General features: G+C 71.9%; 21 protein-coding genes and 1 riboswitch. Of the genes, 7 read left to right on the top strand and 14 right to left on the bottom strand.

All coding sequences use genetic code 11. From position 1 onward, the window contains the following. Positions 1-104 precede the first annotated feature (104 nt). Together ABZS51_RS14720 and ABZS51_RS14715 are read right to left on the bottom strand one after the other, a co-directional pair. The gene (locus ABZS51_RS14720; RefSeq protein WP_355440273.1) at positions 105-1,202 is read right to left on the bottom strand and encodes a branched-chain amino acid aminotransferase; all 1,098 of its coding nucleotides are present in this window, start codon (positions 1,200-1,202) and stop codon (positions 105-107) included. 186 nt (positions 1,203-1,388) lie between these two features. Beyond that, a complete protein-coding gene (locus ABZS51_RS14715; RefSeq protein WP_355440270.1) occupies positions 1,389-2,435 on the bottom strand; it encodes a 3-isopropylmalate dehydrogenase in 1,047 nt (348 codons plus the stop codon). Between the two features lie 98 nt (positions 2,436-2,533). Continuing rightward, positions 2,534-2,679, top strand: a riboswitch (cyclic di-AMP (ydaO/yuaA leader). A gap of 1 nt (position 2,680) precedes the next feature. Here ABZS51_RS14715 and ABZS51_RS14710 point away from each other — a divergent pair. After that, positions 2,681-3,385 (top strand): C40 family peptidase, encoded by a 705-nt coding sequence (locus ABZS51_RS14710; RefSeq protein ID WP_355440267.1) that lies wholly within the window; start codon positions 2,681-2,683, stop codon positions 3,383-3,385. 174 nt (positions 3,386-3,559) lie between these two features. Here the strand turns inward: ABZS51_RS14710 and ABZS51_RS14705 are convergent, their stop codons facing one another. Then, positions 3,560-3,682 carry a hypothetical protein gene (locus ABZS51_RS14705; RefSeq protein WP_310708763.1) on the bottom strand — a complete coding sequence of 41 codons (123 nt, stop codon included), beginning with the start codon at positions 3,680-3,682 and terminating at the stop codon, positions 3,560-3,562. Between the two features lie 318 nt (positions 3,683-4,000). Continuing rightward, the gene (gene serA / locus ABZS51_RS14700; protein ID WP_355440264.1) at positions 4,001-5,590 is read right to left on the bottom strand and encodes a phosphoglycerate dehydrogenase; all 1,590 of its coding nucleotides are present in this window, start codon (positions 5,588-5,590) and stop codon (positions 4,001-4,003) included. A gap of 234 nt (positions 5,591-5,824) precedes the next feature. Between serA and ABZS51_RS14695 the strand changes: the two genes are divergently transcribed. Then, entirely contained in the window at positions 5,825-6,682 is an 858-nt protein-coding gene (locus tag ABZS51_RS14695; protein ID WP_310708761.1) for a hypothetical protein, read from the top strand. Between the two features lie 83 nt (positions 6,683-6,765). Next, positions 6,766-8,127, top strand: a complete 1,362-nt coding sequence (locus ABZS51_RS14690) for an MFS transporter (protein ID WP_355440260.1) — start codon at positions 6,766-6,768, stop codon at positions 8,125-8,127. Here ABZS51_RS14690 and ABZS51_RS14685 read toward each other — a convergent pair. From ABZS51_RS14685 to ABZS51_RS14675, 3 genes are read right to left on the bottom strand one after another with little or no spacing between them, the layout of a single operon-like run. Then, the gene (locus ABZS51_RS14685; protein ID WP_355440257.1) at positions 8,087-10,672 is read right to left on the bottom strand and encodes an ABC transporter permease; all 2,586 of its coding nucleotides are present in this window, start codon (positions 10,670-10,672) and stop codon (positions 8,087-8,089) included. The two genes, ABZS51_RS14690 and ABZS51_RS14685, sit on opposite strands and share 41 nt — an antisense overlap. Next, positions 10,669-11,349, bottom strand: coding sequence for an ABC transporter ATP-binding protein (locus tag ABZS51_RS14680; RefSeq protein WP_355440254.1), 681 nt, complete (start codon positions 11,347-11,349; stop codon positions 10,669-10,671). The genes ABZS51_RS14685 and ABZS51_RS14680 overlap by 4 nt, the downstream gene beginning before the upstream one ends. Further along, positions 11,346-11,858: a PadR family transcriptional regulator gene (locus ABZS51_RS14675; RefSeq protein WP_355440251.1), complete on the bottom strand. Its 513-nt coding sequence runs from the start codon at positions 11,856-11,858 to the stop codon at positions 11,346-11,348. The genes ABZS51_RS14680 and ABZS51_RS14675 overlap by 4 nt, the downstream gene beginning before the upstream one ends. 109 nt (positions 11,859-11,967) lie before the next feature. Here ABZS51_RS14675 and ABZS51_RS14670 point away from each other — a divergent pair, with 109 nt between their 5' ends. Both ABZS51_RS14670 and dacB read left to right on the top strand, forming a co-directional pair. Then, positions 11,968-12,519, top strand: coding sequence for a DUF1707 and FHA domain-containing protein (locus tag ABZS51_RS14670; RefSeq protein ID WP_310708756.1), 552 nt, complete (start codon positions 11,968-11,970; stop codon positions 12,517-12,519). A 129-nt stretch (positions 12,520-12,648) separates the two neighbouring features. Beyond that, a complete protein-coding gene (dacB, locus tag ABZS51_RS14665; protein ID WP_355440247.1) occupies positions 12,649-14,190 on the top strand; it encodes a D-alanyl-D-alanine carboxypeptidase/D-alanyl-D-alanine-endopeptidase in 1,542 nt (513 codons plus the stop codon). Positions 14,191-14,304: 114 nt separating this feature from the next. On the opposite strand, the gene ABZS51_RS14660 is transcribed toward dacB, so the two are convergent. The 3 genes from ABZS51_RS14660 to ABZS51_RS14650 are packed head-to-tail and all read right to left on the bottom strand — an operon-like array spanning position 14,305 to position 17,065. Next, positions 14,305-14,700: a hypothetical protein gene (locus ABZS51_RS14660; RefSeq protein ID WP_355440244.1), complete on the bottom strand. Its 396-nt coding sequence runs from the start codon at positions 14,698-14,700 to the stop codon at positions 14,305-14,307. After that, positions 14,697-16,004, bottom strand: a complete 1,308-nt coding sequence (locus tag ABZS51_RS14655) for a hypothetical protein (protein ID WP_355440241.1) — start codon at positions 16,002-16,004, stop codon at positions 14,697-14,699. The genes ABZS51_RS14660 and ABZS51_RS14655 overlap by 4 nt, the downstream gene beginning before the upstream one ends. Then, entirely contained in the window at positions 16,001-17,065 is a 1,065-nt protein-coding gene (locus ABZS51_RS14650; RefSeq protein ID WP_355440238.1) for a hypothetical protein, read from the bottom strand. Before ABZS51_RS14650 ends, ABZS51_RS14655 begins: the two co-directional genes overlap by 4 nt. A gap of 591 nt (positions 17,066-17,656) precedes the next feature. Here ABZS51_RS14650 and ABZS51_RS14645 point away from each other — a divergent pair. Next, entirely contained in the window at positions 17,657-19,057 is a 1,401-nt protein-coding gene (locus tag ABZS51_RS14645) for an MFS transporter (protein WP_355440235.1), read from the top strand. Positions 19,058-19,165: 108 nt separating this feature from the next. Continuing rightward, positions 19,166-19,579 carry a hypothetical protein gene (locus ABZS51_RS14640; protein ID WP_355440232.1) on the top strand — a complete coding sequence of 138 codons (414 nt, stop codon included), beginning with the start codon at positions 19,166-19,168 and terminating at the stop codon, positions 19,577-19,579. Positions 19,580-19,608: 29 nt separating this feature from the next. Here ABZS51_RS14640 and ABZS51_RS14635 read toward each other — a convergent pair whose 3' ends face one another. From ABZS51_RS14635 to ABZS51_RS14620, 4 genes are read right to left on the bottom strand one after another with little or no spacing between them, the layout of a single operon-like run. Continuing rightward, positions 19,609-20,415 (bottom strand): ABC transporter permease subunit, encoded by an 807-nt coding sequence (locus ABZS51_RS14635; protein WP_355440229.1) that lies wholly within the window; start codon positions 20,413-20,415, stop codon positions 19,609-19,611. Then, on the bottom strand, positions 20,412-21,176 hold the full coding sequence (locus ABZS51_RS14630) for an ABC transporter permease subunit (RefSeq protein ID WP_355440226.1): 765 nt from the start codon (positions 21,174-21,176) through the stop codon (positions 20,412-20,414). The genes ABZS51_RS14635 and ABZS51_RS14630 overlap by 4 nt, the downstream gene beginning before the upstream one ends. Then, positions 21,173-21,949, bottom strand: coding sequence for an ABC transporter ATP-binding protein (locus ABZS51_RS14625; protein ID WP_355440223.1), 777 nt, complete (start codon positions 21,947-21,949; stop codon positions 21,173-21,175). Before ABZS51_RS14625 ends, ABZS51_RS14630 begins: the two co-directional genes overlap by 4 nt. Continuing rightward, positions 21,946-22,998 (bottom strand): ABC transporter substrate-binding protein, encoded by a 1,053-nt coding sequence (locus ABZS51_RS14620; RefSeq protein WP_355440220.1) that lies wholly within the window; start codon positions 22,996-22,998, stop codon positions 21,946-21,948. Before ABZS51_RS14620 ends, ABZS51_RS14625 begins: the two co-directional genes overlap by 4 nt. Between the last annotated feature and the right edge of the window lie 258 nt (positions 22,999-23,256).

The raw sequence follows: 23,256 nt of genomic DNA, 5'->3' as shown, positions 1-23,256 counted from the left end.
AGCCCGCCAAGCTGGAGCCCGTCGGGGGGGCGCGCGCCGCGCCGGGCCCCCGGGGGGGCCGGCCGCCCGCGCGCCGCCACGGGAGGGCTGCGCGGGAGCGGGGGCTAGAGGACCTTGTGGATCCAGCCGTGCTGGTCGGGGCGGGAGCCGTACTGGATGCCGAGCAGTTCCTCGCGCACCCGCAGGGTGACGGGGCCGGGGGTGCCGTCGGCGACCGTCCAGGAGCGGTCGGCGCCCTTGACGGAGCCGACCGGCGTGACGACCGCCGCCGTGCCGCAGGCGAACACCTCGCTGACCTCGCCCGACGCGCACCCCTCCTGCCACTCCTCGACGCTCACCAGGCGCTCCTCGGCCTCCAGGCCGAGGTCGTCGGCCAGCGCGAGGATCGAGTCGCGGGTGATGCCGGGCAGCAGGGTGCCGGTCAGGGAGGGGGTGACGAGCTTGCCGCCGATGACGAAGAACAGGTTCATCCCGCCCATCTCCTCGACGTACGCGTGCTGGGCCGCGTCGAGCCACACCACCTGGTCGCAGCCGTTCTCCACGGCCTGGCGCTGGGCGACGAACGCGGCGGCGTAGTTGCCGCCGCACTTGGCGAAGCCGGTGCCGCCGGGGGCCGCGCGGGTGTACTCGGTGGACAGCCACACCGAGACGGGCTTGACGCCGCCGCTGAAGTACGAGGCCGCCGGCGAGGCGATCACCATGTACGTGTAGGTGCGCGACGGGTAGTTGACGCCCAGCCCGACCTGGGTGGCGATGATGAAGGGCCGTAGGTAGAGGCTGTGCCCCTCGGCGGTCGGCACCCAGTCGCGGTCGGCCTGCACGAGCTGCTCCAGCGACTCGACGAACGTCTCCTCGGGCAGCTCCGGCATCGCCATGCGCACCGCGGACTGGTTGAAGCGGGCCGCGTTGGCGTACGGCCGGAACGTCACGACGGAGCCGTTGATCTGCCGGTACGCCTTCAGCCCCTCGAACAGCTCCTGCGCGTAGTGGAAGACCGCCGTGGCCGGGTCGAGGGAGAGCGGCCCGTACGGCTGGAGCCGCGCGTCGTGCCAGCCCTCGCCCTCGGTGTACTGGATGGAGATCATGTGGTCGGTGAAGGTCTGCCCGAAGCCCGGACTCGCCAGTACCTGCTCGCGCTCCGCCGCGGTGCGAGCGTGGTCGGATAGCTGCACGTCGAAGCTGAGCTTCTGAGCGATGGTCATGACGATGGTCCTTCTCTCTACGACTCGGTGATGCCGGCGGCACTGCGCGCCGGCACTCCACGTACTTCCTAGTGTCTCGCTATTTGGGATGGCAAGGGGTCACTGGGATGGTATGACCCTGAACATGCGAAAAGCGCCTGGCAGGTCCGGTTCGGACCGCCAGGCGCTTACGGAGCTGGGGCGGCCCTAGCCCGATACTCGCGCGGTGATGTCGTCACCGATCTCGCCGGTCGTCCGGCTCGCCCCGCCGCTCAGCCGCTCGATGATGTCGTCGGCGACGGCCTGCTCCACCTTGGCGGCCTCGGTGTGCAGGCCGAGGTGGTCGAGGAGCATGGCGACGGACAGGATCGTCGCGGTCGGGTCGGCCTTGCCCTGGCCCGCGATGTCGGGCGCGCTGCCGTGGACCGGCTCGAACATGCTGGGCGCGGTGCGCTCGGGGTTGATGTTGCCGCTGGCGGCCAGGCCGATGCCGCCCGCGATCGCCGCGCCCAGGTCGGTGATGATGTCACCGAAGAGGTTGTCGGTGACGATCACGTCGAACCGCTCGGGCTGCGTGACGAAGAACATCGAGGCCGCGTCGATGTGACTGTAGTCGGTCGTGACCTCGGGGAACTCCTCGGCCACCCGGTTGACCGTGCGCTGCCAGAGGTCTCCGGCGTAGGTCAGCACGTTGGTCTTGTGGATGAGCGTGAGCTTCTTGCGCGGCCTCGACTGCGCCTTGGCGAAGGCGTAGCGCACCACGCGCTCCACGCCGTGGGCGGTGTTGAGCGACTCCTGGGTGGCGATCTCGTGCGGCGTGCCGCCGCGCATCACGCCGCCCGTGCCCGCGTACAGGCCCTCGGTGCCCTCGCGGATGACGATCATGTCGATGTCCTCGGCGCCGGCGCGGGCCAGCGGCGTCTCCACTCCCGGGTAGAGCTTGACCGGGCGCAGGTTGACGTAGTGGTCGAAGACGAAGCGCAGGCGCAGCAGCAGGTCGCGCTCCAGGATGCCCGGCGGCACGCTGGGGTCGCCGACGGCGCCGAGCAGGATCGCGTCGTAGCCGCGCAGCTCCTCCAGGACGGAGTCGGGCAGGGTCTCGCCGGTGCGGTGGTAGCGGGCGGCGCCGAGATCGTAGTGGGTGGCCTCGATCTTCGTGCCGACGGCTTCGAGCACCTTGAGCCCTTCGGTCACGACCTCGGTGCCGATGCCGTCCCCAGGGATCACTGCCAGGCGAATGTCGCGCGAATCCATGGCCGTACCCTACCGGCTCGTCTCGACTGCCGAACACACCATCTCACGTACCGGACATCCGTTTTGCCAGGTATTGCGGCCGTTTGACCGTTTCGTTAGAGTCCGTCGAGCCGAATCCGCGCAGCAGTTGCGTGGAGCCGGGGACCCATTCCCCTTTTCGGGGCGAATCGGCAGGTCACCGCCGTAGGGCCACTTCCAGGCCCGAGCCCGTCAGCTAACCCGGTAGGCCGTATGGAAGGACCTTCGTGTCTCGCATCGCCATGCTCGCCGCCGTCGCGACCGCAGGGGTCGCGCTCGCCGCCCCGGCCAGCGCCTCCCTCGCCTCCTCCCAGCCGTCGCGGCAAAGCACCCCCCTTCCCCCCACCTCTTCTGGAACGTTCCAGAACGCGTCCTCCTCGCTGCCGGGCAGCGTCAAGGAGGAGACCACGACGGCCCGCCTGACCTCGCCGATCGTCATGTTGACCGCGGCGGACGTCCAAGCCGCCCGCGACAAGAAGACCCCTCTCCCCGCCTGGAAACGGGCACTCAAGTTCGCCCTCGACAAACGCGGCACCCCGTACGTGTGGGGCGGCACCACCCGCAAGGGCTACGACTGCTCCGGCCTGACCTTGAAGGCCTACCAGCACGCCGGCATCCGGCTCCCCCGGACCGCGGCGGAGCAGTACCGGGCGTTCTCCCGGAAGATCTCCTGGAAGAACCTCAAGCCAGGGGACCTCGTCTTCTTCCACAACCTCGGGCACGTCGGGATGATCTCCAAGCCCGGGTACATGGTGCACTCCCCGCAGACGGGTGACGTGGTCAAGGTGGAGCGCCTGTCGGCCTGGCGCCGCGCCTCCTTCGTCGGCGCCGTCCGCCCGGACCCCAAGGGCGTCAAGGCGTGGGCCGCCATGAAGGCCGAGCGCAAGACCCCGGCCCCGGCCACCAACATCCCCGCGGCCACCATCCTGTGACACCCGTCAAGTGACGCCCATCCAGTGACACCTGTCCTGTGACCCACTGCCGGTAGGCCGGGCGCGACCGGCGGTCGCGCCCGGCCCACCGGCATGACGGGGATCAGGACAGGGTCAGGGACCGGCCGGCCGAGTCAGGAAACAGCCGGCCGAGTCAGGAGCAGCCGGGGAAGGTCAGCGCTGGTCGGCGGCCTGCGGGGCGCCGCCGTTGTCGCGGCGGTCCAGCGCGGTCTGCACGGCCTCGGCCGCCTCGTCGTCGCGCTCCTCGGCGCCGTTCCAGGAGTACATCTCATACATGTGGGTCATCTCGTTTCGCGGGGCGTCGTACAGACGGGAGTCGAATCCCGGCCGAGCATGAGCTCGCGGCACGGGAACACGGACCAGGCGATGGGACTGACGGCCGACGCGACGCCACACCGCGGCGGGTCGCCGGCCTGCCCTAACAGGCCCCGCCGCGGCAGGTAATGAGTACGAGAACCTGGCGCATTGCTAGCAATGTACCTTCCGGTCTCCCGGCTGTCTCCTAGGACGTCCTAATATCTCGCATCGTGAGACAAAAACGACCGCCGCCGGACAGGTGCTGTCCGGCGGCGGTCTTCGGGAAGGGGACGGCCGTCAGCCGTCGAGGTCGACCGAGCGGCCGCTGTCCGCGCCGATCTCGCCGACGATCTGCTCGACCACGTCGGCCGGGATGGCCGTGTCGACGGTCAGCGCGATCAGCGCCTTGCCGCCCTTGACGTCACGGGCCACCTGCATCGAGGCGATGTTGACGCCGTGCTCGCCGAGGAGGCGGCCCACGACGCCGACCACGCCGGGCCGGTCGGTGTAGGTGAAGAACGACAGGTGCTCGGTCGGCTCGATCTCCATCTCGTAGCCGTTGACCTCGACGATCTTCGTGATCTGCCGCGGGCCGGACAGCGTGCCGGACACGGAGACCTGCCGGCCGTCGGCCAGCACGCCGCGCACGGTGACGACGTTGCGCCAGTCGGGGCTCTCGGAGCTGGTCACCAGCTCCACCGTGACGCCGCGGTCCTTGGCGAGCAGCGGCGCGTTGACGTACGTCACGGAGTCCTCGACCACGTCGGTGAAGACGCCCTTGAGCGCGGCCAGCTCCAGCACCCGCACGTCCTGCGAGGCGATCTCGCCGCGCACCTCGACGTCGAGCTTGGTGGCCACCTCGCCGGCCAGGGCGGTGAAGACGCGACCGAGCTTCTCGGCGAGCGGCAGGCCCGGCTTGACGTCCTCGGCGACGGCGCCGCCCTGGACGTTGACCGCGTCGGGCACGAACTCGCCCGCCAGCGCCAGCTTCACGCTGCGCGCCACCTGGGTGCCCGCCTTCTCCTGGGCCTCGTGCGTGGAGGCGCCGAGGTGCGGCGTCACGACGACCTGGTCGAGCTCGAACAGGGGGCTGTCGGTGCAGGGCTCCTTGGCGAAGACGTCGATGCCGGCGCCCGCCACGCGACCCTCCTTGATCGCGGTGTAGAGCGCCGCCTCGTCGACGATGCCGCCGCGGGCCACGTTGACGATCCGCACCGAGGGCTTGACCTCGTGCAGCTCCTTGTCGCCGATGAGGCCGACGGTCTCCTTGGACTTGGGCAGGTGGACGGTGATGAAGTCGGCCTGCTTGAGCACCTCTTCGAGGCTGAGCAGCTTGACGCCCATCTGCGCGGCGCGGGCCGGCGGCAGGTAGGGGTCGTAGGCGATCAGCTCGACGCCGAACGGCTGGAGCCGCTGCGCCACGAGCTGCCCGATCTTGCCTAGGCCGAGGATGCCGACGACCTTCTCGTCGAGCTCGACGCCGGTGTACTTGGACCGCTTCCACTCGCCGTTCTTCAGCGCGGCGTGGGCCTGGGCCGTGTTGCGGGCGCTGGCCAGGATGAGGGCGATGGTCTGCTCGGCGGCGCTGGTGATGTTGGAGGTGGGCGCGTTGACGACCATCACTCCGGCCTTGGTGGCCGCCTCGACGTCGACGTTGTCGAGGCCCACTCCGGCGCGGGCGACGACGCGCAGCTTGGGCGCGGCGGCGATCGCCTCGGCGTCCACCTGCGTGGCGGAGCGGACGATCAGCGCGTCCACGTCGGCGAGCGCGGGCAGCAGCTGCGAGCGGTCGGCGCCGTCGGTGTGGCGGACCTCGAAATCGGCGCCGAGCACGGCGAGGCCGGCCTCGGACAGCTCCTCTGCGACCAGGACGACGGGCTTTGTCACGGATGGATCCTTAAGGCGAGCGGCGGGCTAGGGGCACGTCGGCGAGCCCCTCGGAGTCCCACAGAGTGTATCCGCGCTTGTGAACGCGTTCACGAGGGACCCGGCATGTGAGACGGACGCCGCCCTACCCGTGGACGGCCAAAGTCATCCACGTCGCACCCATCTTTGTCTTGATAGGGGGATTTCTTCGCCATTAGCCTGATAAGCCGTGGCCCACTACCTATGGTTCGTCATATGAGCATCGGGAATCCTGCGCTCGCCGACGTGCTCGTCCAGCATGGTGCCCCGCACCGCCTGCTCGCGGCCCTGGCCGAGGGCGGAGTCCTGGTGGCCGTGCGACCCGACCGGTCCGTCGTCCTGGGCACCACGCAGGCCGGCGACCGGGTCCTGCTCGGATACACCGGCCCTGGGACCTACGCCAGGCACCGCGGTTGCCATGCCCTGTCGGCCTGCGACGCCGACACCATTCTCGACATCCAGCGCGTCACGGGTGTGCGGGAGATCGTCATCGACGCCGCCGGGCCGGCCGCGGCCGCCGTGCCGATCGACGACCTCCAGCGGTTCCTGACCTCGACGCGCACCGGGCCGACGCCCGTCCTGTCGGGCGCCGCCCCCGCCGCCTACGCGACCGGCGCCATGGCCATGGTCTCGCGCGGGGCCCCCGCGCTCGCCCAGGTGGCGCCGCCGGCTCCCGAGGCGCCGCAGATGCCGTGGATCCCCGCGCCGCGCCCGCACCTGTCGGGCCCGATGCAGCAGGTCGATCCCGGCTACCGGCGCTGCACGCACCCCATCCTGCCCGCGCTGCGGCGCGCCATCGCGCACCTGCTGATGGACTACCCGCTGGTCCACCACGTCTGGATCTCCGAGGCCCGCACCGCCTCGGGCGTCCCCGGCATCATGCTGCACGTGAAGGTGCACATGTCGGCGGCCGAGGACGTCGTGCGCGACCTGCACCGCGGGGTGCGCGCCCGGCTGCCGCAGTTCGCGGCCAGCGGGGCGCCGATCCTCATGGCCCGCGTGGCCGACGCGCGCAGCGAGCGCCGCATGATCGAGATCGGCGCGCACGTGGTGTGCGCGAGCGTCACCGACTAGCCGTACGGGCGCCGCCTCCGGGTCGGCGGGCACGGTGGAAGTGGGCCCTACCGAACAAGGGCTCGCTCGGTTTAGATGAGGGCGTGATCGCGAAGCCCTCGGGCGTGCCCACGGTGTCCAGGGGCGTGCGCCTCGGCTACGGCGTCGGTTCGTTCTGCACGGCCACGTTCAACGCCGTGCCCGGTCTGCTGCTGCTGTACTACATGACGAACTTCCTGGCCGTGCCCGCATGGCTGGCCGGGACCGTGGTCGCCGCGCCCAAGGTCTGGGACCTGGTGATCAACCCGCTCGTCGGCCGCTGGTCGGACCGCACCACGTCGCGGCTGGGCCCCCGGCGCCCGTGGCTGCTGGCCGGCGCCTGCACGCTGCCGGTGGCGTTCTTCCTGGTCTTCGCCGGGCCGCCGCTGACCGGGCTGCAGGCCGCCCTGTACGTCGGGGCCTGCTTCATGGGCGCCGCGACGGCGTACGCGCTGTTCGAGGTGCCGTACAAGGCGATGCCCGCCGAGATGACCGACGACTACCACGAGCGGACCTCGCTGCTGCAGTGGCGGATGGTCTTCATCGGCGCCGCCACCGTGATCAGCGGCATCGTCGCCCCGGCGATCGTCAACAGCGACGGCGCCGGCGGCACCCTGGACAGCTACCGGCTGATGGCGGTGACCATCGCGGTGGTCCTGCTCGCCTCGATGCTCGGCTCGTTCTTCGGCACGGCCCGCGCCCCCATGACCGGGGCGCCGGAGCCGGACGCGGGCAGCCTGCGCGAGCAGTTCGCCGCGGCCCGGGGCGACTCGGCGTTCGTCTGGCTGCTGGGGCTGAGCTGCGCGCAGATGGCCGCGGTGAGCATGCTGCTGGCCGGCGCGCCGTACTTCGCCTCGTACATCCTGGGCGATCCCAAGGCGACGAGCACGCTGTTCGCGGTCATCGTGGGCCCCATGCTGCTGGCCATGCCCGCCTGGGTGTGGCTCGCCAAGCGGTACGACAAGCGGGGGGCGATGATTTTGGCCGGGCTGCTGTTCGGCGGCGGCACGCTGGCCGCCGCCGCCACGCCGGTCTTCGGGTCCTGGTACGCGCACGCGGCCATGCTGGTCGTGGGCATGGGGTACGCGGGCGTCCAGCTCCTGGAGTTCTCGATGCTGGCGGACGTGATCGCGGCCGACGCCGAGCGGACAGGCAAGCGGCGGGCGGGGGTGTTCACCGGGCTGTGGACGGCGATCGAGAGCGGGGTCAGCTCGTTCGGGGCGTTGATCTTCGGCGGCGTCCTCTCGCTGGGCGGCTTCCTGGAGTCCGAGGCCAGCCGGCCGGTCCGGCAGCCGGACGGCGCCGTGACCGCGATCCTCATCGGGGAGACCGCGGTCCCGGCGCTGGTGCTCTTCCTGGCGGTGCTGATGACGCTGAAGTACCGGCTCAGGCCAGGCGGCGTGCCGGCGTCCAGCGCGTCCGGGTGAACAGGCCCGCCACCAGGGCGGCCAGCAACGGCAGCCCGAGCACGATCGCGGCGACGTAGAGCCACGGGACCGCGACGATGTCTGGTACGCCCACGGTCGTCCAGCCCGGTGAGGGGTCGGGGGTGCGGCTACTGGGAAAGGCCACCGCGAGCCCAGCGACCAGGCCCGCCACCAGTCCCACGAGAGTGCCGGTGCTCGCGATGAACCCGGCCTGGGCCGCCACGACGAGCCGGCGCGTCCGTGGCGCGGCTCCGACGGCCGACAGCGTGTCGAGGTCGCGGCGCATGTCGGCGGCCGCGAGCCCGGTCGCGGCGAAGGTGCCTCCGAGCACCAGGACCAGGGCCAGGCCGAGGGCGGCCACGAGCATCGACGTGTAGCGGTTGAGGTGGCCTGTCTCGGTCCATGTGCTCGCCCGCTGGTCCACCGCGGACAGGTCCCGCTGGAACCGATCCTCGTCGGCCGGGCGGTAACGGAGGTACAGCTCCCGCTCGATCAGCGTGAAGCCCGCCTTCGTGAGCACCGCCGGGGGGACGATGGCGCCGCCCTGCCGCGCGTGGGCGCCCCGTGCCACCACGGCCGCCACCGGGATCCGCTTGAGGGTGGCAGAGTCCGTCTTCGGGGGCACACCGATCTCCAGCATGCCGTCGCGCAAGAGCCGCCCGTCGAAGACCACCGCCTTCCCCTGCGCCAGGGCCGACACCGTGCGGGCGTCGCGCCGCCCCATCTGCAAGGCGAGCAACCGCTCGTCTCCGATCATGGCCTCCCCCGCACCGCACACTCCCGGCCAGCACTCCTGCCCAGGCATGAGCTGCGGTGTCAGCCCGTTGCCCTCGGCATCGATCACCATCTGCCCGGGCACCGCTTCCACACCAGGGAGCTTTCTGTGAAGGGCATTCTTGATCCTGGCCCAGGCCGCGTCGTCGGTCGGGTAGAACATGCTCACCCGTGTGGTGCCGATGCGCATGTGGGGCTGGTACCGCGCCTCGCTGCTCGCGTCCACGCTGGCGGCGCCGACGCCCACCGCGACCGCCGCCATGGTGGCCGCCATGACCGCCGCCGAGGCCGACGCCGTGCGGACGCGGTGACGGACCGCGTCGCGCACGGACAGCCGGGCCGGAAGGGGCAGCCGAGGGGCGAGCCGCCCCAGGAACCGGACCAGCCAGGGCATCAACGCGACGAGACCGAGCACGACCAGGACCAACGCCATCACGACCGGCAGCGCGCCCCGGTGCACAGCGAATACCGCCGCCCCCGTCGCCCCCAGGCCGAGCAGCAGCAGGACGAGTCCCAGGACGGGCCGGCCCCCACGGCCGCGGATCTCGCCCACCTCGCCTTCGCGGCCCGCCAGCACCTGGGCCGGGCTCTGCCGGGCGGCCTGCACCGCCGGCACCACAGCCGCCACCAGAGCGCTGACCAGGCCCAGCGCCGCGACGCCGAGCACCTGCGCCCACGGCACGTCCAGGGGCCCCAGCGACAGCGCAGACCGCGCGACGAAGGGGGTGACGAGCCAGGCGCCGCCGATCCCGGCGGGGACGCCGAGCAGGATGGCCGCGCCGCCGAGCACCAGGCCGTCCGCCAGCACGATCGTCCTGAGGTGGGCGGCCGACGCGCCCTGGGCGGCGATCACAGCCAGCTCCCGCCTGCGCCGCCGCAGCCCCACGGCGAAGGCCGGGCCGGCCAGCAGGACGGTCTCCATGACGACGAGGATCACGTCGGTGGCGATCCAGAGCAGCGTCTCCTCCTCCAGCCGCTGGTCGCGCATGAAGGCTCCCCTGGGCGGTTGGGGGGCCTCGATGACGGCGCGGGACGACACCCGCAGCCCCTCGGCGTTCAGCCTGCGCACGTCGGCCCACCGTAAGGGCGCGGACGTGTCGGCGAGCCAGGAGTTGGGGGCGTTGTCCCGGCTCAGGACAGCGCCGGGAAGGGCGAGGATCTCCATGTCGCCGGGCCTGTTCGGGTTCTCGGCGATGCCGACCACCCGCCGGGGCCGGTCCCATCGGGTGACCTTGAGGGTGCCACCTACCCGTACCCCCGCATCCGCGAGCGGCGGCGTGATGGCGATCTCGTCCTGCGTGGCGGCGAACCTGCCCTCGACGAGCAGGCGAATGCCTCGCGTGATCGGATCGCGCAGATCCCCCTCAAGGAGCCTCACCCGGTCGTAGCCGTCGGCCAGCCGCGCCTCCACCTCGTCGGCGCGGAGAGGGACCAGCCGGGCGCCGCCGACGACGGTGCGGAGCGTGTCCGTCGTCCACTGCCTCGGCTCGCGCTCCTCCGCGTCCGCCGTGTCGGTGACCGACCAGTTGTCACCGGAGGCGTCCTGGGTGATGGCGGTGGCGGATCCCACGGCGAAGATCCGCGCGTCGGCCGCGCCGAGCCGCGTGGTCAGCCCTTCGAGCGGGCTCACATCCAGCGTGCGCAAGCCGGTGAACAGGGCGGTGAAGACGAGCACCGGTAAGCCGATCATCACCATGACCAGGGCGCTGCGTCCCTTGAAGCGCATGGCGTCCCTGCGGGAGATGCGCAGCGCGGCGGTGAAGGAGCTCATCGGGCGCTCTCCAGCCGTACGGCGGCGGCGTCCGCGATCGCGCCGTCGCGCAGGTAGACGACCCGGTCGGCCCAGCCCGCGTACCTGGGCTCGTGGGTGACCAGCAGGACCGCCGCGCCCCCGTCGCAGCGCTCCCGCAGCAGCCGCATGATCTCGTCGCCGGTCGCCGTGTCGAGCGCCCCGGTCGGCTCGTCGGCCAGCAGCAGGCTACGCTCCCCCGCCAGCGCCCGCGCGATGGCGACCCGCTGCCGCTGGCCACCCGACAGCTCCTCGGGGAAGCGGCCGGCGACGTCCCCCACGCCCACCTCCTCCAGGACGGCCAGCGCCTCGGCCCGCGCCCGGCCCGTGCGCACCCCGTCGAGCTCCCGGGGCAGCATCACGTTCTCGGCCGCCGTGAGCGACGGGATGAGGTTGAGGTCCTGGAAGACGTAGCCGACCTCGCGGCGGCGCAGCGCGGCCAGGTCCTTCACGGCGGCGAGATCGGTGCCGCCGATGGTCACGGTGCCGGAGGTGGGACGGTCGAGGCCGCCCGCCACGTTGAGCAGCGTGGACTTGCCCGAGCCGGACGGCCCCATCACGGCGACCAGCTCGCCGCGCGAGACGTCCAGGCTCACCCCCCTCAGGGCGTGCACGTCGCCGTGGACGCGCGTCACGTCCCGCAGCTTCACCACAGTCATGCCTTCTTCTCCCTCAGAACGGCCTCGCAGTGGTCCAGCCAGCGCTGTTCCGCCTCGGCCTTGAAGATCAACGAATCTAGGACGAGCCTTTCGGCGAGCCCGCCTGACGCGGCCCGCTTGGCCCGCGTGAGTTTCTGCAGCGCCCCCATGGCGGCCATGCGCTGGGCCAGGACGACCGCGTGGACGTCCACGCCGCCCGTGGCGACGGCCATGGCGAGCTTGATGGCGAGCTCGTCCCGAGGCCGGTCGGCCTGGTCGACGGGGGTGCCGAACCATCGCTCCAGCTCCTCCCGGCCGGCCTCGGTGATCGTGTAGACGGCCCGGCCCTGCTCGTCGGTGCCGCCCGGGGCGACCAGGCCGTCGCGTTCCATCCGGGAGAGCGTCGTGTAGACCTGGCCGATGTTGAGCGGCCAGGTCGCCCCTGTCGACGCCTCGAATTCCACCCGGAGCTGGTAGCCGTATCGCGGCCCCTTGCTCAGCAGTGCCAACAGTCCGTGCCTGATCGACATGAATACTGAGTATGCATACCGAGTATGCTCATCGCAAGGCGAACGCCGGAACTGCCGTGGAATCCGCGGTTTCTGGACACGGAACGCGGAGTAGGCCGATACTCGGGGCATGAGCTCGACGCATCCACCGTTTCGCGCGTCCGACGGGGAACGCGATCGCGCGATCGGCGAGCTTCGCGACCGGGCCGTGGAGGGACGCATCTCCCACGACACCTTCGTCGGCAGGGTGGACGAGGCCCTGCGCGCCCGCAGTCGCGACGAGCTCGACCGCCTGGTGGCCGACCTGCCCCGGCGCCGATCGCTCCGCCAGCGCGTGACCGACATGGTGTCCTCGGCCTCCGACTTCACCACCGGCCTGCGCGCCGCCTGGCGCAAGCCGCGCCTGCCCCGGCTGGCGCTGCCCGACGACGACCGCGCCCGCTACGTGGTGGGCCGGGGCGCGGCGTGCGATCTCGTCCTGTCCGACCTCACCGTCTCGCGCGTGCACGCGGAGCTGCGGCGCGAGGAGGGCGGCGGGTGGATGCTGGTGGACCTCGGCTCGCTCAACGGCACGCGGCTGAACGGCTGGCGGCTCGTCGGGCCGGCCCGGGTCACGTCGGGCGACGAGATCTCCTTCGGCGACTGCGGCTTCCTGGTCACCTCCGGCCCTCCGGCCGCCTGACCCGCTGTCCGCCGCTCCGCCGCTCCTCCGCTTCCGGTACGGCGGCGAAAGATACGGATATTTGCGGATTACAGGGCGTCTGCGCTGCTTGATGATCCAGGGCGAGACCCCCAGCCCTTTGGAGACTCCATGCGGCGCACCTCAGCCTCCCTCGTCGCGGGCGCGCTCGTCGCGGCCCTCGCGTGGGCGTCCAGCCCCAGCACGTCCGCGATCGCGCTCGAACCGTCGCCCGGCGTGGCCGACCTGGCCCAGGACATCAACCAGATCCTCGCCGACTCGCGGCTGACCATCGCCCGGGCCGGCGTGGTGGTCAAGAGCGCCACCACCGGCGAGGAGCTCTACTCCACCGACGCCGGCAAGCAGATGATCCCCGCCTCCAACACCAAGCTGTTCACCTCGGCCGCCGCCGCCGAGACGCTCGGCCTCGACTACCGCTTCCCCACCACGGTCCTGTCCGCCGGGCGCAAGATCGGCTCCGCGCTGACCGGCGACCTGGTGCTGCGCGGCACCGGTGACCCGACCATGCTGGCCGAGGACTACGACGCGCTGGCCGCCAAGGTCGCCGCCGCGGGCATCAAGGTCGTCACGGGCAAGCTGGTCGCGGACGACACCTGGTTCGACTCCACGCGGCTCGGCAGCGACTGGGCGTGGGACGACGAGACGGCGTACTACGCGGCGCCGATCTCGGCGCTGACCGCCTCGCCCGACCGCGACTACGACGCCGGCTCGGTGATCGTCTCGGTGGCCGCCGACGGCGACAAGGTCAAGGTGTCGACCACCCCCGAGACCGACTATCTGAAGATCGTCAACAAGGCGACGGTCGGCTCGTCCACCGATGTCCTCATCGAGCGGCAGCACGCCGGCCGCACCGTCGTCATCACCGGCACCGTGGCGGACCCGTACCAGGAGTGGGTGGCCGTCGACGACCCGACGAGCTACGTCTCCTCGCTGTTCCGCAAGGCGCTGACCAAGCACGGCGTGCGCGTGCTCGGCCCCACCGTGACCGGCGCCGCCCCGTCCGGCGCGGCCGAGCTGGGCAAGCACGAGTCGATGCCGCTCGGCGAGCTGCTCGTGCCGTTCCTGAAGCTGAGCAACAACATGCACGCCGAGATCCTGACCAAGGCGATGGGCCGCAAGGTCTCCGGCAAGGGCACCTGGGCGGCCGGCCTCAAGGTGTCCACGGACTTCGCCAAGGCGAACGGCGTCCAGGTGATCAACATGCGTGACGGCTCCGGCCTGTCGCGGCGTGACGGCTTCTCGCCCGGCTCGATCGCGCAGCTCCTGACCGCCGTACGCGGCAAGCCGTGGTTCAAGACCTGGTACGAGGCCCTGCCCATCGCCGGCAACGCCGAGCGCTTCGTCGGCGGCACCCTGCGCAGCCGGATGCGCAACACCCCGGCCGCCGGCAACGTCCACGCCAAGACGGGCTCGCTGACCGGCGTCACGTCGCTGTCGGGGTACGTGACCAGCGCCGAGGGAGAGCCGCTGGTCTTCTCGATCATGCTCAACCAGTTCCTGTCCGGCTCGCCGAAGGACATCGAGGACAAGATCGCCATCCGCCTCGCCCAGTTCTCCCGCACCGCCACGGTGGACGCCACCGCGCAGCTCCGTCAGGCCGCGGTGGACGCCCCGGACCTCGAGTGCTCCTGGCTCAAGCCCGCCGAGTGCTGACCCGGCCCGGAACGTAGTCACCCACCCCGGCCCGAGCCTCCGTCCGCGTGACGGGGCTCGGGCCGAGGCGTTCGGGAGCGCCTCGGACGCTTTCCCCGAGACCGCAGGAAATCGCTATCTGGTGATCAGTGTTTTGACGGCGAGTTGTTCCTCCCCCGCGGGGCCGTCGAGGCGGATCGCCAGCTCCCAGACGCCGCTCATCGGGAACAGCTCGCCCACGGCCACGAAGCGGCCTGGCTCCCGCTCGGTGGCGGAGATCTCGGGTGTGGAGTGTCCCATCTCGGCCATCACCGCCGACACGGCCACGGTGTCGGCGTCGCCCTTGCTCACCTTGATCTCCACGGTGACCCGGCCGGGAGCCGGGTCCGCGATGAGGACGGTGGCGGCGTAGCGGGTGCCCGTGGTCGTCACGTCGACCGGCTCGGCGGCCGTGCTCCTGCCCACGACGAACAGCGCCACCGCCGCGACCACGAGCGTGGCCGCGGCCAGCACGTGCCACCTCCTGATCACTGGCTCTCCGATGCGGTCACGTTCACGGTCAGAGGTACGGTCACGATGCGGTCGGCGGTGGCGTACTGGATCCAGGCGAGGTAGCGGCCCGGCTCGGGGAAGCTGAAGGTGAAGCGCACCCGGGACCCCGGGGTGCCCATCTCGTGCACGTGGCCGAAGAAGTCGCCGTCCTGGCTGCGTATGAGCAGGTGGCCGGTCATGCCGAGCCAGGTCCGCACGCCGGCCGGGGTGTCCAGCTCGATCGTCGTGGGCCGGCCCGCGACGGGCGCGCCGGGTTGCAGCCGCGGCGTGGCGGCCGTAGCGGCCTGCGCGGCGGGTGCGCCGGCACCGCCGGGCTCCGTGGCTGTGCCGGACTTCTCCGGCGCCTGGGCCGTCCCTCCGACGGTGAAATCCGCGGCGACGAGTTGCCCGCCCGAGCCCTCCCGTTCGAGCTCGGCGTGCGCCAGGTACCGGCCGGGGCGGTCGGCGCTCAGTCTGACCTCCAGGTGCCCGGGTGCCGTGCGCAGGGGGTGCACGTGGCGGAAGTAGCGTCCGTCCTCGCTGGTGACGATCACGTGGGCGAGCGCCTCGTGGTGCGCGGTGAGGTCGTCGACGGGCCGCCCGGTGGAGCCGTCGATGAGATCGGCTCGCAGGGTGAACTCCTCCCCCGCCGCCGGCCGGGCCGGGACCGTCTCCACGCGGACCTGCGCGTACGGCCGCCCCTGCGCGGTCGTGGAGGTGGGCGCCGCGCCGGCGGGCGCGGGCGGCGGCACCTGCGATCCGAACACGACGACCATGGCGGCGACCGTCACCCCGGCCGCGGCGCCCGCGGCCAGCGCCATCGCCGGTCCGGGGCGGGCCAGTGCCCCGGTGAGCAGGCCGCCCACCAGCAGGATCGCGGCCACGAACAGACCGCCGTAGATGAGGAGGTCGCCCGCCGACTGGCGTTCGACGAGGACGCGGAACGGGATGACGGCGACCTCGTTCCCGGCGCTCAGTCTCAGCTCGTGCGGCCCGGCCCGCTCCACCTGGAGCTGCGTGAACTGCGGGTTCGCCGTGGCCTGGGCGGTGCCGGTCACCGTGTGGCCGTCGTCGACGGAGCGGACTTCGAGGCCGACGCGCAGACCGGACACCGGCTGGTAGGCGACGACGCCGATCCGCAGCGGCCCCGGCACCCGGGTTGTTCCTTTGACCACCACGGTGACCTCGGCGCCGGCGATCGTCTGGGCGATCCGCAGGTCCGCCCCCGCCGTGACGTTGTGCGCCGCGGCGGGGGCGGCCATCGCCAGCACGAAGGCGGCGGCGAGGCACAGAGCTCGGATCATGCCCGCTCGGCGTCGGCCGCCCCGGGCGGAACCGGCTCGGCGCTGACGGCGCTCGGCGGTACCGGCGCGGCGCTGACCGCGTTGGGCAGGAACAGCGCCCCGAGCGCCAGCCCGATCAGCCCGGCGATGATCGGCGCGCCGGTCCACAGCTCGGGCACGGCGGGCAGGCCGCCCCCGGTGGCCGAGGCGACCCCGATGTACAGCGACCAGGTGGCGAAGGCCGACAGCCCGGCGAAGGCCCAGTACGCGGCGCGCCGCTCACCCGACGGCCGCAGCCGGCGGATCAGCAGGTCGCTCAGGAACCCGGCGGCCACGAACGACAACAGGATCGGCACGTTGCGGAACGCCGTCTGGGCCCCCGGCATGAGCACCATGATCGCGTACATGACGGTCACCGAGCCGAACGGCAACATCCAGCGGCGCACCAGGAACAGCACAGGGCTGAGCATGATGACGTTGGTGACGACCATCGCCACGGCCACCCGTTCGGCGCCCGAGTCCTCCAGCATGGAGAACGCCTGGACGATCCGCTCGGGACGGTACTGCAGGGCGTCGCCGTACGACAGGAACAGCGACACCAGCGTGGTGGCGAACGCGATCCCGATCAGCGCGGGCAACAGGCGGCCGAGCGAGGGCCGGGCGCCGAGGTCGGGGGCGTTCCACGCCGAGCGCAGCGGTGTCGTGATGATGAGCATCATCGTCACGATGAGGCCGAGATGTGACGGGCTGAAAAGAATGTTGATGGTCGTCTCGATGCCGAGGATGGTGTGCCACATCATGTCGGCGAATCCGAAGGCGGCGAACGCGGGAATCGCCACCAGCCCGGCGAGATAACCGGTGGGAACGGCCGCCAGCCCCTGACGGCCGGCGCGCATGTTGCGCCAGACCTGCCAGATTATCCAGCCGGAGACCACGGCGAACCCGGAATAGAACACCGCGTGCCATGGCGTGAAGAAGGTCTCCAGGCCCGCCAGGTTGGTGTGCGCCCAGGCGTCGATCATCAGGCCGACCCCGAACCAGATCCCGAGCAGCGCCATCACCAGGTCTGTCCTGGGGGACACCCATCCGCGGGGTTCCCCCGTATCCACCATGAATCGCCGAATGCCGGCGGCTAATGCCACTTCATGAATCCTTTCCGTCACATCACATCTCTTTTTCGAGACATCGGGGTGGCGGCGAGAACCGCGTCATGAGCCCCAAACGGCGTTGATCCTAATGGCTGCCGGCCGCTGTGTGCCGACATGGCTTTCATGAATCTGCGGCAGTCGTAATTCCGGCCGGACGCAGAATTTCGCCGGCCGATGAACCCTGGCGACCGGCCTCGCGTACCTCTCACTACCGACTCCACCTCCCGGGCCCGCGCCGGCCCGGCCCAGGGGTCGCCGAGCCAGGGAGCGCCTGGCCCCCGCCGAGCGCGTCACCGCGCCGGTTCCCACCGCCCGCCACGGCGCTCCCTTCCCGGCGGGCCCGGCCGCGGCTCCCCCGCACACGGACCGCGGCCGGGCCCGCCCCTCTTTCCTCCGCTATGCTGCTGATCCGTAAGGTGCGGCGAGGCACGCCTGGGCGTGGTCTCGTGCCGGGACCTCCGGCCGGCACGACGTCCCCACAGCGGGTGAACGTCTGAGTCTCTCGAGAACAGAGAGTGCTTCGCCATGCCGCAAAACGGCACCGACGTCCGCGTCTCCGCCCGCTGGCGGATCTTCGCCGTCATCCTCGTCGCCGACGTCCTCGACCTGCTGAGCACGACGGTCACCAACATCGCCGCCCCGTCCGTCGTGCGCGACCTGCACGCCCCGCCCTCGTTGACGCCCTGGCTCGGCTCCACCTACGCGCTGGCGCTCGGCTCGATCCTGGTGATCGGCGGCCGGATCGGCGACCGGTACGGACAGCGACGGGCCTTCCTGACCGGCACGGCCGGGTTCGCGGTCGCGTCCCTGCTGTGCGCCCTCGCCTGGAGCCCCGAGTCGATCATCGGCGCGCGACTGGCCCAGGGCGTGTTCGGCGCCCTGCTCATCCCGCAGGGCTTCGGCATCCTGCTGCGCGTCTTCCCGCGTGAGGAGCTGGGCCGCGTCTTCGGGCTGTTCGCGCCGCTCATGGCCGTCGGCTCGATCAGCGGCCCGGTCGTGGCCGGGCTGGTCATCCAGGCGAACCCGTTCGGGCTCGGCTGGCGCGGCATCTTCGCCGGGAACGTGCTGCTCGGCCTCGCCGTGCTGCTCGCCGGCGCGAAGGAGCTGCCGCCCGACCGGGAGCGCCGCGCCGTGGTGATCGACCCGCTCGCCGCGGTCCTGCTGATGCTGGGCGTCCTCGGCGTGCTGGGCGGCCTGGTCCAGAGCGGCGACGGCGGCTGGAGCCCGGCGACGCTGCTCGCCGTCGCCGCCGGCGCGGCCTGCCTGGCCCTGTTGGCCGTCCACCAGGTACGCGGCGGCAACCCGCTGCTGGAGCCGTCGCTGTTGCGCAACCGCGGGTTCGTCGCCGGAGTCCTGGTCGGCGCGCTGTTCTTCGCGGCCGTCTCGGGTCTGCTGTACGTCTCGTCCCTGTACCTGCAGGACGGGCAGCGGCTCGAACCGCTGACGACCGCGGGGACGATGGCGCCGCTGTCCGTCGGCATCATCGTGGCCTCGTTCTCGGCGCGCGGCCTCATCACCCGGCTCGGCCGCCGGCTGGTGGCGATCGGGCTCGGCCTGACCGGCGCGGGGGTGCTCTGCTACCTGGCCGTCGTGGCGGCTCCCGGGCTGTCCACGTGGGCGCTGACGGCGCCGCTGTTCGTGTGCGGGCTGGGGATGGGCTGCTGCTTCGGCTCGATCTTCGCGGTGGCGCTCGGCGACGTCGGCGTCGACGAGTCCGGCAGCGCCGGCGGGGCGCTCAACGCCGTGCAGCAGCTGGCCAACGCGTTCGGCGCGGCCGGCGTCTCGACGGTCTTCCTGACCGTCAGCACCGGCCACGACGCGCGGTCGGGCGCGCTGCTCACGCTGTGCGGCGTCCTCGGGGTGATCGTGCTCTGCGCGCTGTGCCTGCCGCTGCTGCCGAGAGCCGCGGCGGCCGGCCACCACTGACCCCCGGACCGCCCGGGTCGCGGGTCGCTCCCCCGGCAGGAGGTGAGCGACCCGGACCCGGGCGGGGAAGGAACCTGGTGGGAGTTCCATGACCGTTGGGGGTGGCCGGTGCACTGGCATGCCTACGCCTGGGTCGGCGACGGCGCGGAGCGCGAGCGGGAGGAGGAGCGGCGGCCCGGCTCGCCGGAGTTCGGCGCCTCGGACCTGCCGCCCATGCTGACCGGCGACTGGCTGGCCCGCCCGGCCTCCCGCATCGCCGCGACCTTCGACGAGCCCGGCCCGGCGCTGGAGTGGCTGGCCGCCCGGTACCGCCGGGCCGCGAGATCCTTCCCCCGCCCGGACCGGGTGGGCCTGCGGGCCCGGCTCGACGGCGCCGCCGACGCGCTGCCGCGCGGGGTGGACGTGGTGTGGGGCGAGTGGCTGACGGACGGGCGGTTCGCGAGCATCGCGATGATCTGCTGCCCGAACCGCCACACCGCGCATGCGTGCCCGATCCGCCGCCCCGCCGCCCACCGCGGCTGACCGCGGGCCGGTAGACCCGGTGACGCGGGTCAGGGGCGCTGGTCGGAGAAGCGGGCCAGGACCAGCGACTCCACCACGCCCACCACCGCGTACGCCAGGATCGACACCGCCGTGACCACCACGATGTCCGCCCACACCTCGTCGTACCGGAACCCGCCGATGGCGCGCAGGATGCCGGCCCCGATGCCCTCGCCCGTGGCCAGCCACTCGGCGATGAGGGCGCCGATGATCGAGGCGGGCACCGAGATCCGGGCCGAGGCGAAGACGGAGGGCATGGCCGTCGGCACCGCGACCTTGCGCAGCACCGTGAGCCGCCCGCCCCCGTACGCCAGGACGAGGTCCGTGGCCTGCGGTGAGGCGGAGCGCAGCCCGAAGGCGATGTTGACCAGGGCGGGGAAGAACACCACGATCCCGCCGATGACGGCCACGCCGGCCAGGTCCCGGCCGAAGACGAGGGTGATCAGCGGTGTCATGACGACCAGCGGCACCGACCGGAGCAGCATGGCGACCGGCATGAACGTCTGCTCGACGGTCCTGAACAGCACGAACGCGACCGCCACCGCCATGGCGGCGACCATCCCGGCGGTGAAGCCGATGGCCGCGTCCCGGACCGTGACGCCGAGCGCCCCGAACACGGCGTCGCGGTGGGCGGCGGCGTCCGGGGCGAACAGGTAGTCCCAGACCTGCGGTGGCCGCTTGCCGACGAGCGGGCTGATGCCGAACGCCTCCAGGAACAGCCACCACCCGGCGACCACGATGAGCACGGCGGGCGCCAGCGGCCCGACGACCCGCAGCCCGGTCCGCAGCCCGGTTCTCAGCCCGGTACGTCCCGTCACAGTGCCGACCCCGATTCCGTACGGCCGGACGACCACGGGGTGACCACCCGCGCGACCAGCGCGACCACGGCGTACCCGAGCCCGGCGACCAGCCCGGCCACCAGTGCCAGCCCCCACGTGCGTGGCACCTGGAACTGCTGCTGGGAGATCATGAGCGACACCCCGAGCCCCTGGTCGTCGCTGCCCAGGTACTCCCCGATGATCGCGCCCAGCAGCGCCGACGGGGCCGAGATCCGCAGCCCGGCGAACGTGCTCGGCAGCGCCGCGATGACCTGCACGTACCGGAGCCTGGCCAGGCGCCCGCCCCCGTACACGGTGACGAGGTCGAGGCTGGCCCGGTCGGCCGAGCGGAGCCCGAGCAGGGCGCCGATGAGCGTGGTGAAGAACACCGAGACGGCGGCGAGGAACACCACGGTGGCGGGCCCGCCGAAGACGACCAGGATGATCGGCCCGATGGCGAGCAGCGGGATGCAGTAGCTGATCACGGCGAGCTGGGTGGCCACGGCTTCCAGCCGGGGGACGAGCAGGACGAGCACGGCCACCACGACGGCCAGGCCGTTGCCCCACAGGAACCCCTGGAGGGCGGCGCCGACGGTGGCGGTGACGTTGGGGCCGTAGAAGGCCCAGCCGTCGCGGGCCATGCCGGCGAGGACCTGCCACGGGGTGGGCACCGCGCCGCCGTCCGCGAAGAGGGTCGCGGCGAGCAGCCACCAGAGGCCGATGAGGGCGACGACGCCGGCCGGCCCGTGGACCCGCCTCACGTGCCGCGCCCGAGGGGCTCGGTCCGGCCGCCGCCGAACAGCAGGGCGCTGAGGTGGTCGTGGATGGCGTGGAACTCCGGCGTGCGCATCATCTCGGGCGTGCGCGGCCGGGGCAGGTCGATCTCCACCAGCTCCACGACGCGGCCGGGGCGCGGGCTCATGACGGCCACGACGTCCGACAGGAAGATCGCCTCGCCGATGCCGTGGGTGACCATGAGCGTGGTGGCGGGCTTCTCGGTCCAGATGCGCAGCAGCTCCAGGTTGAGCCGCTGCCGGGTCATGTCGTCCAGCGCGCCGAACGGCTCGTCGAGCAGCAGCACGCTGGGCCTGACCACGAGGGCGCGGGCGATGGACACGCGCTGGCGCATGCCGCCGGACAGCTCGGCCGGTCTGGCCTTCTCGAAGCCTTCGAGCCCGACCAGCTTGACCAGGTCCTCGACGGCCCCGGGCTCGGGCCGGATCCCGGCGACCTCCAGGGGCAGCCGGATGTTGGCGGTGACGCTGCGCCACGGCAGCAGCGCCGAGTCCTGGAAGGCGATGCCGAGGTGGTGGCCGCGGCGCAGCTCCTCGGGCGTCTCGCCGTTCACGCGGATCTCCCCGGTCGTGGGCTTCTCCAGGCCGGCCAGGATGCGCAGCACCGTGGACTTGCCGCAGCCGGACGGGCCGAGCAGCGACAGGAACGAGCCCCTGGGCGTGCTCAGGTCGACGTCGTCGACGGCGGTCAGACCCTTGGCGAACGTCTTGCTCAGCCCCGAGATCGCGATTCCGGTCATGAGAGCTTCAGGCTCGGGTCGGCCTTGTAGACCTCGTCCAGGATCGTCAGGTCGAACAGCTGCTCGGCCTTGACGGCGAGCCCGGCCTTGCCGAGCGAGGCGATGTTCTGCTCGATCAGCTCGGGGGTCATCGTGAACAGCCCGTTGGCCTTGGCGTCGGGGGTGACGACCAGCTCGTTCTGCATCTTGGCCTCCTCGGTCTGCTCGGCGACGTCGAGGTTGAGGTCCTTGCCGTAGGTCTTGGCGGCCATCTCGGCGGACCTGGCGGGGTCGGCGACGGCGTCCTTCCAGCCCTTGATCTCCGCGGTGAGGAACGCCTTGAGCTTGTCGCGCTCGGTGTCGATGGTCTGCTGGGTGACGGTGAACGTCTCGGCGACGAGCGGCAGGCCGTGGTCGGCGAACAGCAGGTGGGCCGCGTCCACGCCCTGCATCTTCAGCCGTACGGGGCCGCTGGTGACGAAGCCGACGTAGCCGTCGAGCTGGCCGGAGGTGAGCATCGAGGGGTCGGACTGGAACGGCACGCGGGTCACACTGGCCGGGTCGATGCCGTTGGCCTTGAGCAGCGCGTTCCAGACCAGCTCGTTGGAGTCCTGGACGCCGATCCTCTTGCCGACCAGCGCCTTGGGGTCCTCGATGGGGTTCTTGGACAGGGAGACGACCGCGAAGGGGTTCTTCTGGAACGTCGCGCCGACGATCTTCAAGGGGGCGCCCTGGAGGACGGCGGGCGCGGTGATGGTGGGGGCCGAGAGCCCGATCCAGCACCGGCCGGTGGTCAGGCCCGACTCGACCGAGGTGCCGGAGCCGCCACCGGACAGCAGCTCGACCTCGGAGAAACCGGCCGCCTTGAAGTAGCCCTTGCTGTCGGCGAAGTACTCGCCGGCGAACTCGACGTTCTTCTTCCACGAGAGCTGGAGCTTCACCGAGCCGAGACCACCCTCGCCGCCACCGCCGCCGGTGGAGGCGGAGTTGTCGCCACAGGCGGCCAGACCGAGCGCCAACCCGGCCAGACCGGTCGTCCGCAGGAACGCGCGACGGTCGAGGGGAGCCATGATTCTCCTTGGAGCGAGGGAGGTGCGGCGGGTGAATCCGCAGGTCAGGACGGTATACATCGATTATTACCATCATGTGACGGAATTTCGGTCATCCGGTGGTGCGTCGGGCCCTCTTTGACCGCTGCGGACCGCTCCGGCCGTGCACGCAGGGGAAACCGCTCCGCGCCCGGTGCCGTGCCCTGTAGGTCCCTACGAGAGCGTCCGGGCAGGTCCGTAGATCCCTCCAGCCGCTGAAGGGCTCCGGTAGCGTCGGCG

It is taken from the genome of Nonomuraea sp. NPDC005501, from assembly GCF_040605905.1.
GTDB lineage: Bacteria > Actinomycetota > Actinomycetes > Streptosporangiales > Streptosporangiaceae > Nonomuraea.
The sequence above is the reverse complement of the archived record's forward strand: the minus strand, read 5'-3'. Positions and strand labels throughout refer to the sequence as shown.

What these genes read in the sequence shown, in the direction of transcription:
- ABZS51_RS14720 (WP_355440273.1), bottom strand. Translation starts at nt 1,202, where the DNA reads ATGACCATCGCTCAGAAGCTCAGCTTCGACGTGCAGCTATCCGACCAC.
- ABZS51_RS14715 (WP_355440270.1), bottom strand. Translation starts at nt 2,435, where the DNA reads ATGGATTCGCGCGACATTCGCCTGGCAGTGATCCCTGGGGACGGCATC.
- ABZS51_RS14705 (WP_310708763.1), bottom strand. Translation starts at nt 3,682, where the DNA reads ATGTATGAGATGTACTCCTGGAACGGCGCCGAGGAGCGCGACGACGAG.
- ABZS51_RS14695 (WP_310708761.1), top strand. Translation starts at nt 5,825, where the DNA reads ATGAGCATCGGGAATCCTGCGCTCGCCGACGTGCTCGTCCAGCATGGT.
- ABZS51_RS14685 (WP_355440257.1), bottom strand. Translation starts at nt 10,672, where the DNA reads ATGAGCTCCTTCACCGCCGCGCTGCGCATCTCCCGCAGGGACGCCATG.
- ABZS51_RS14680 (WP_355440254.1), bottom strand. Translation starts at nt 11,349, where the DNA reads ATGACTGTGGTGAAGCTGCGGGACGTGACGCGCGTCCACGGCGACGTG.
- ABZS51_RS14675 (WP_355440251.1), bottom strand. Translation starts at nt 11,858, where the DNA reads ATGTCGATCAGGCACGGACTGTTGGCACTGCTGAGCAAGGGGCCGCGA.
- ABZS51_RS14670 (WP_310708756.1), top strand. Translation starts at nt 11,968, where the DNA reads ATGAGCTCGACGCATCCACCGTTTCGCGCGTCCGACGGGGAACGCGAT.
- dacB (WP_355440247.1), top strand. Translation starts at nt 12,649, where the DNA reads ATGCGGCGCACCTCAGCCTCCCTCGTCGCGGGCGCGCTCGTCGCGGCC.
- ABZS51_RS14655 (WP_355440241.1), bottom strand. Translation starts at nt 16,004, where the DNA reads ATGATCCGAGCTCTGTGCCTCGCCGCCGCCTTCGTGCTGGCGATGGCC.
- ABZS51_RS14645 (WP_355440235.1), top strand. Translation starts at nt 17,657, where the DNA reads ATGCCGCAAAACGGCACCGACGTCCGCGTCTCCGCCCGCTGGCGGATC.
- ABZS51_RS14625 (WP_355440223.1), bottom strand. Translation starts at nt 21,949, where the DNA reads ATGACCGGAATCGCGATCTCGGGGCTGAGCAAGACGTTCGCCAAGGGT.
- ABZS51_RS14620 (WP_355440220.1), bottom strand. Translation starts at nt 22,998, where the DNA reads ATGGCTCCCCTCGACCGTCGCGCGTTCCTGCGGACGACCGGTCTGGCC.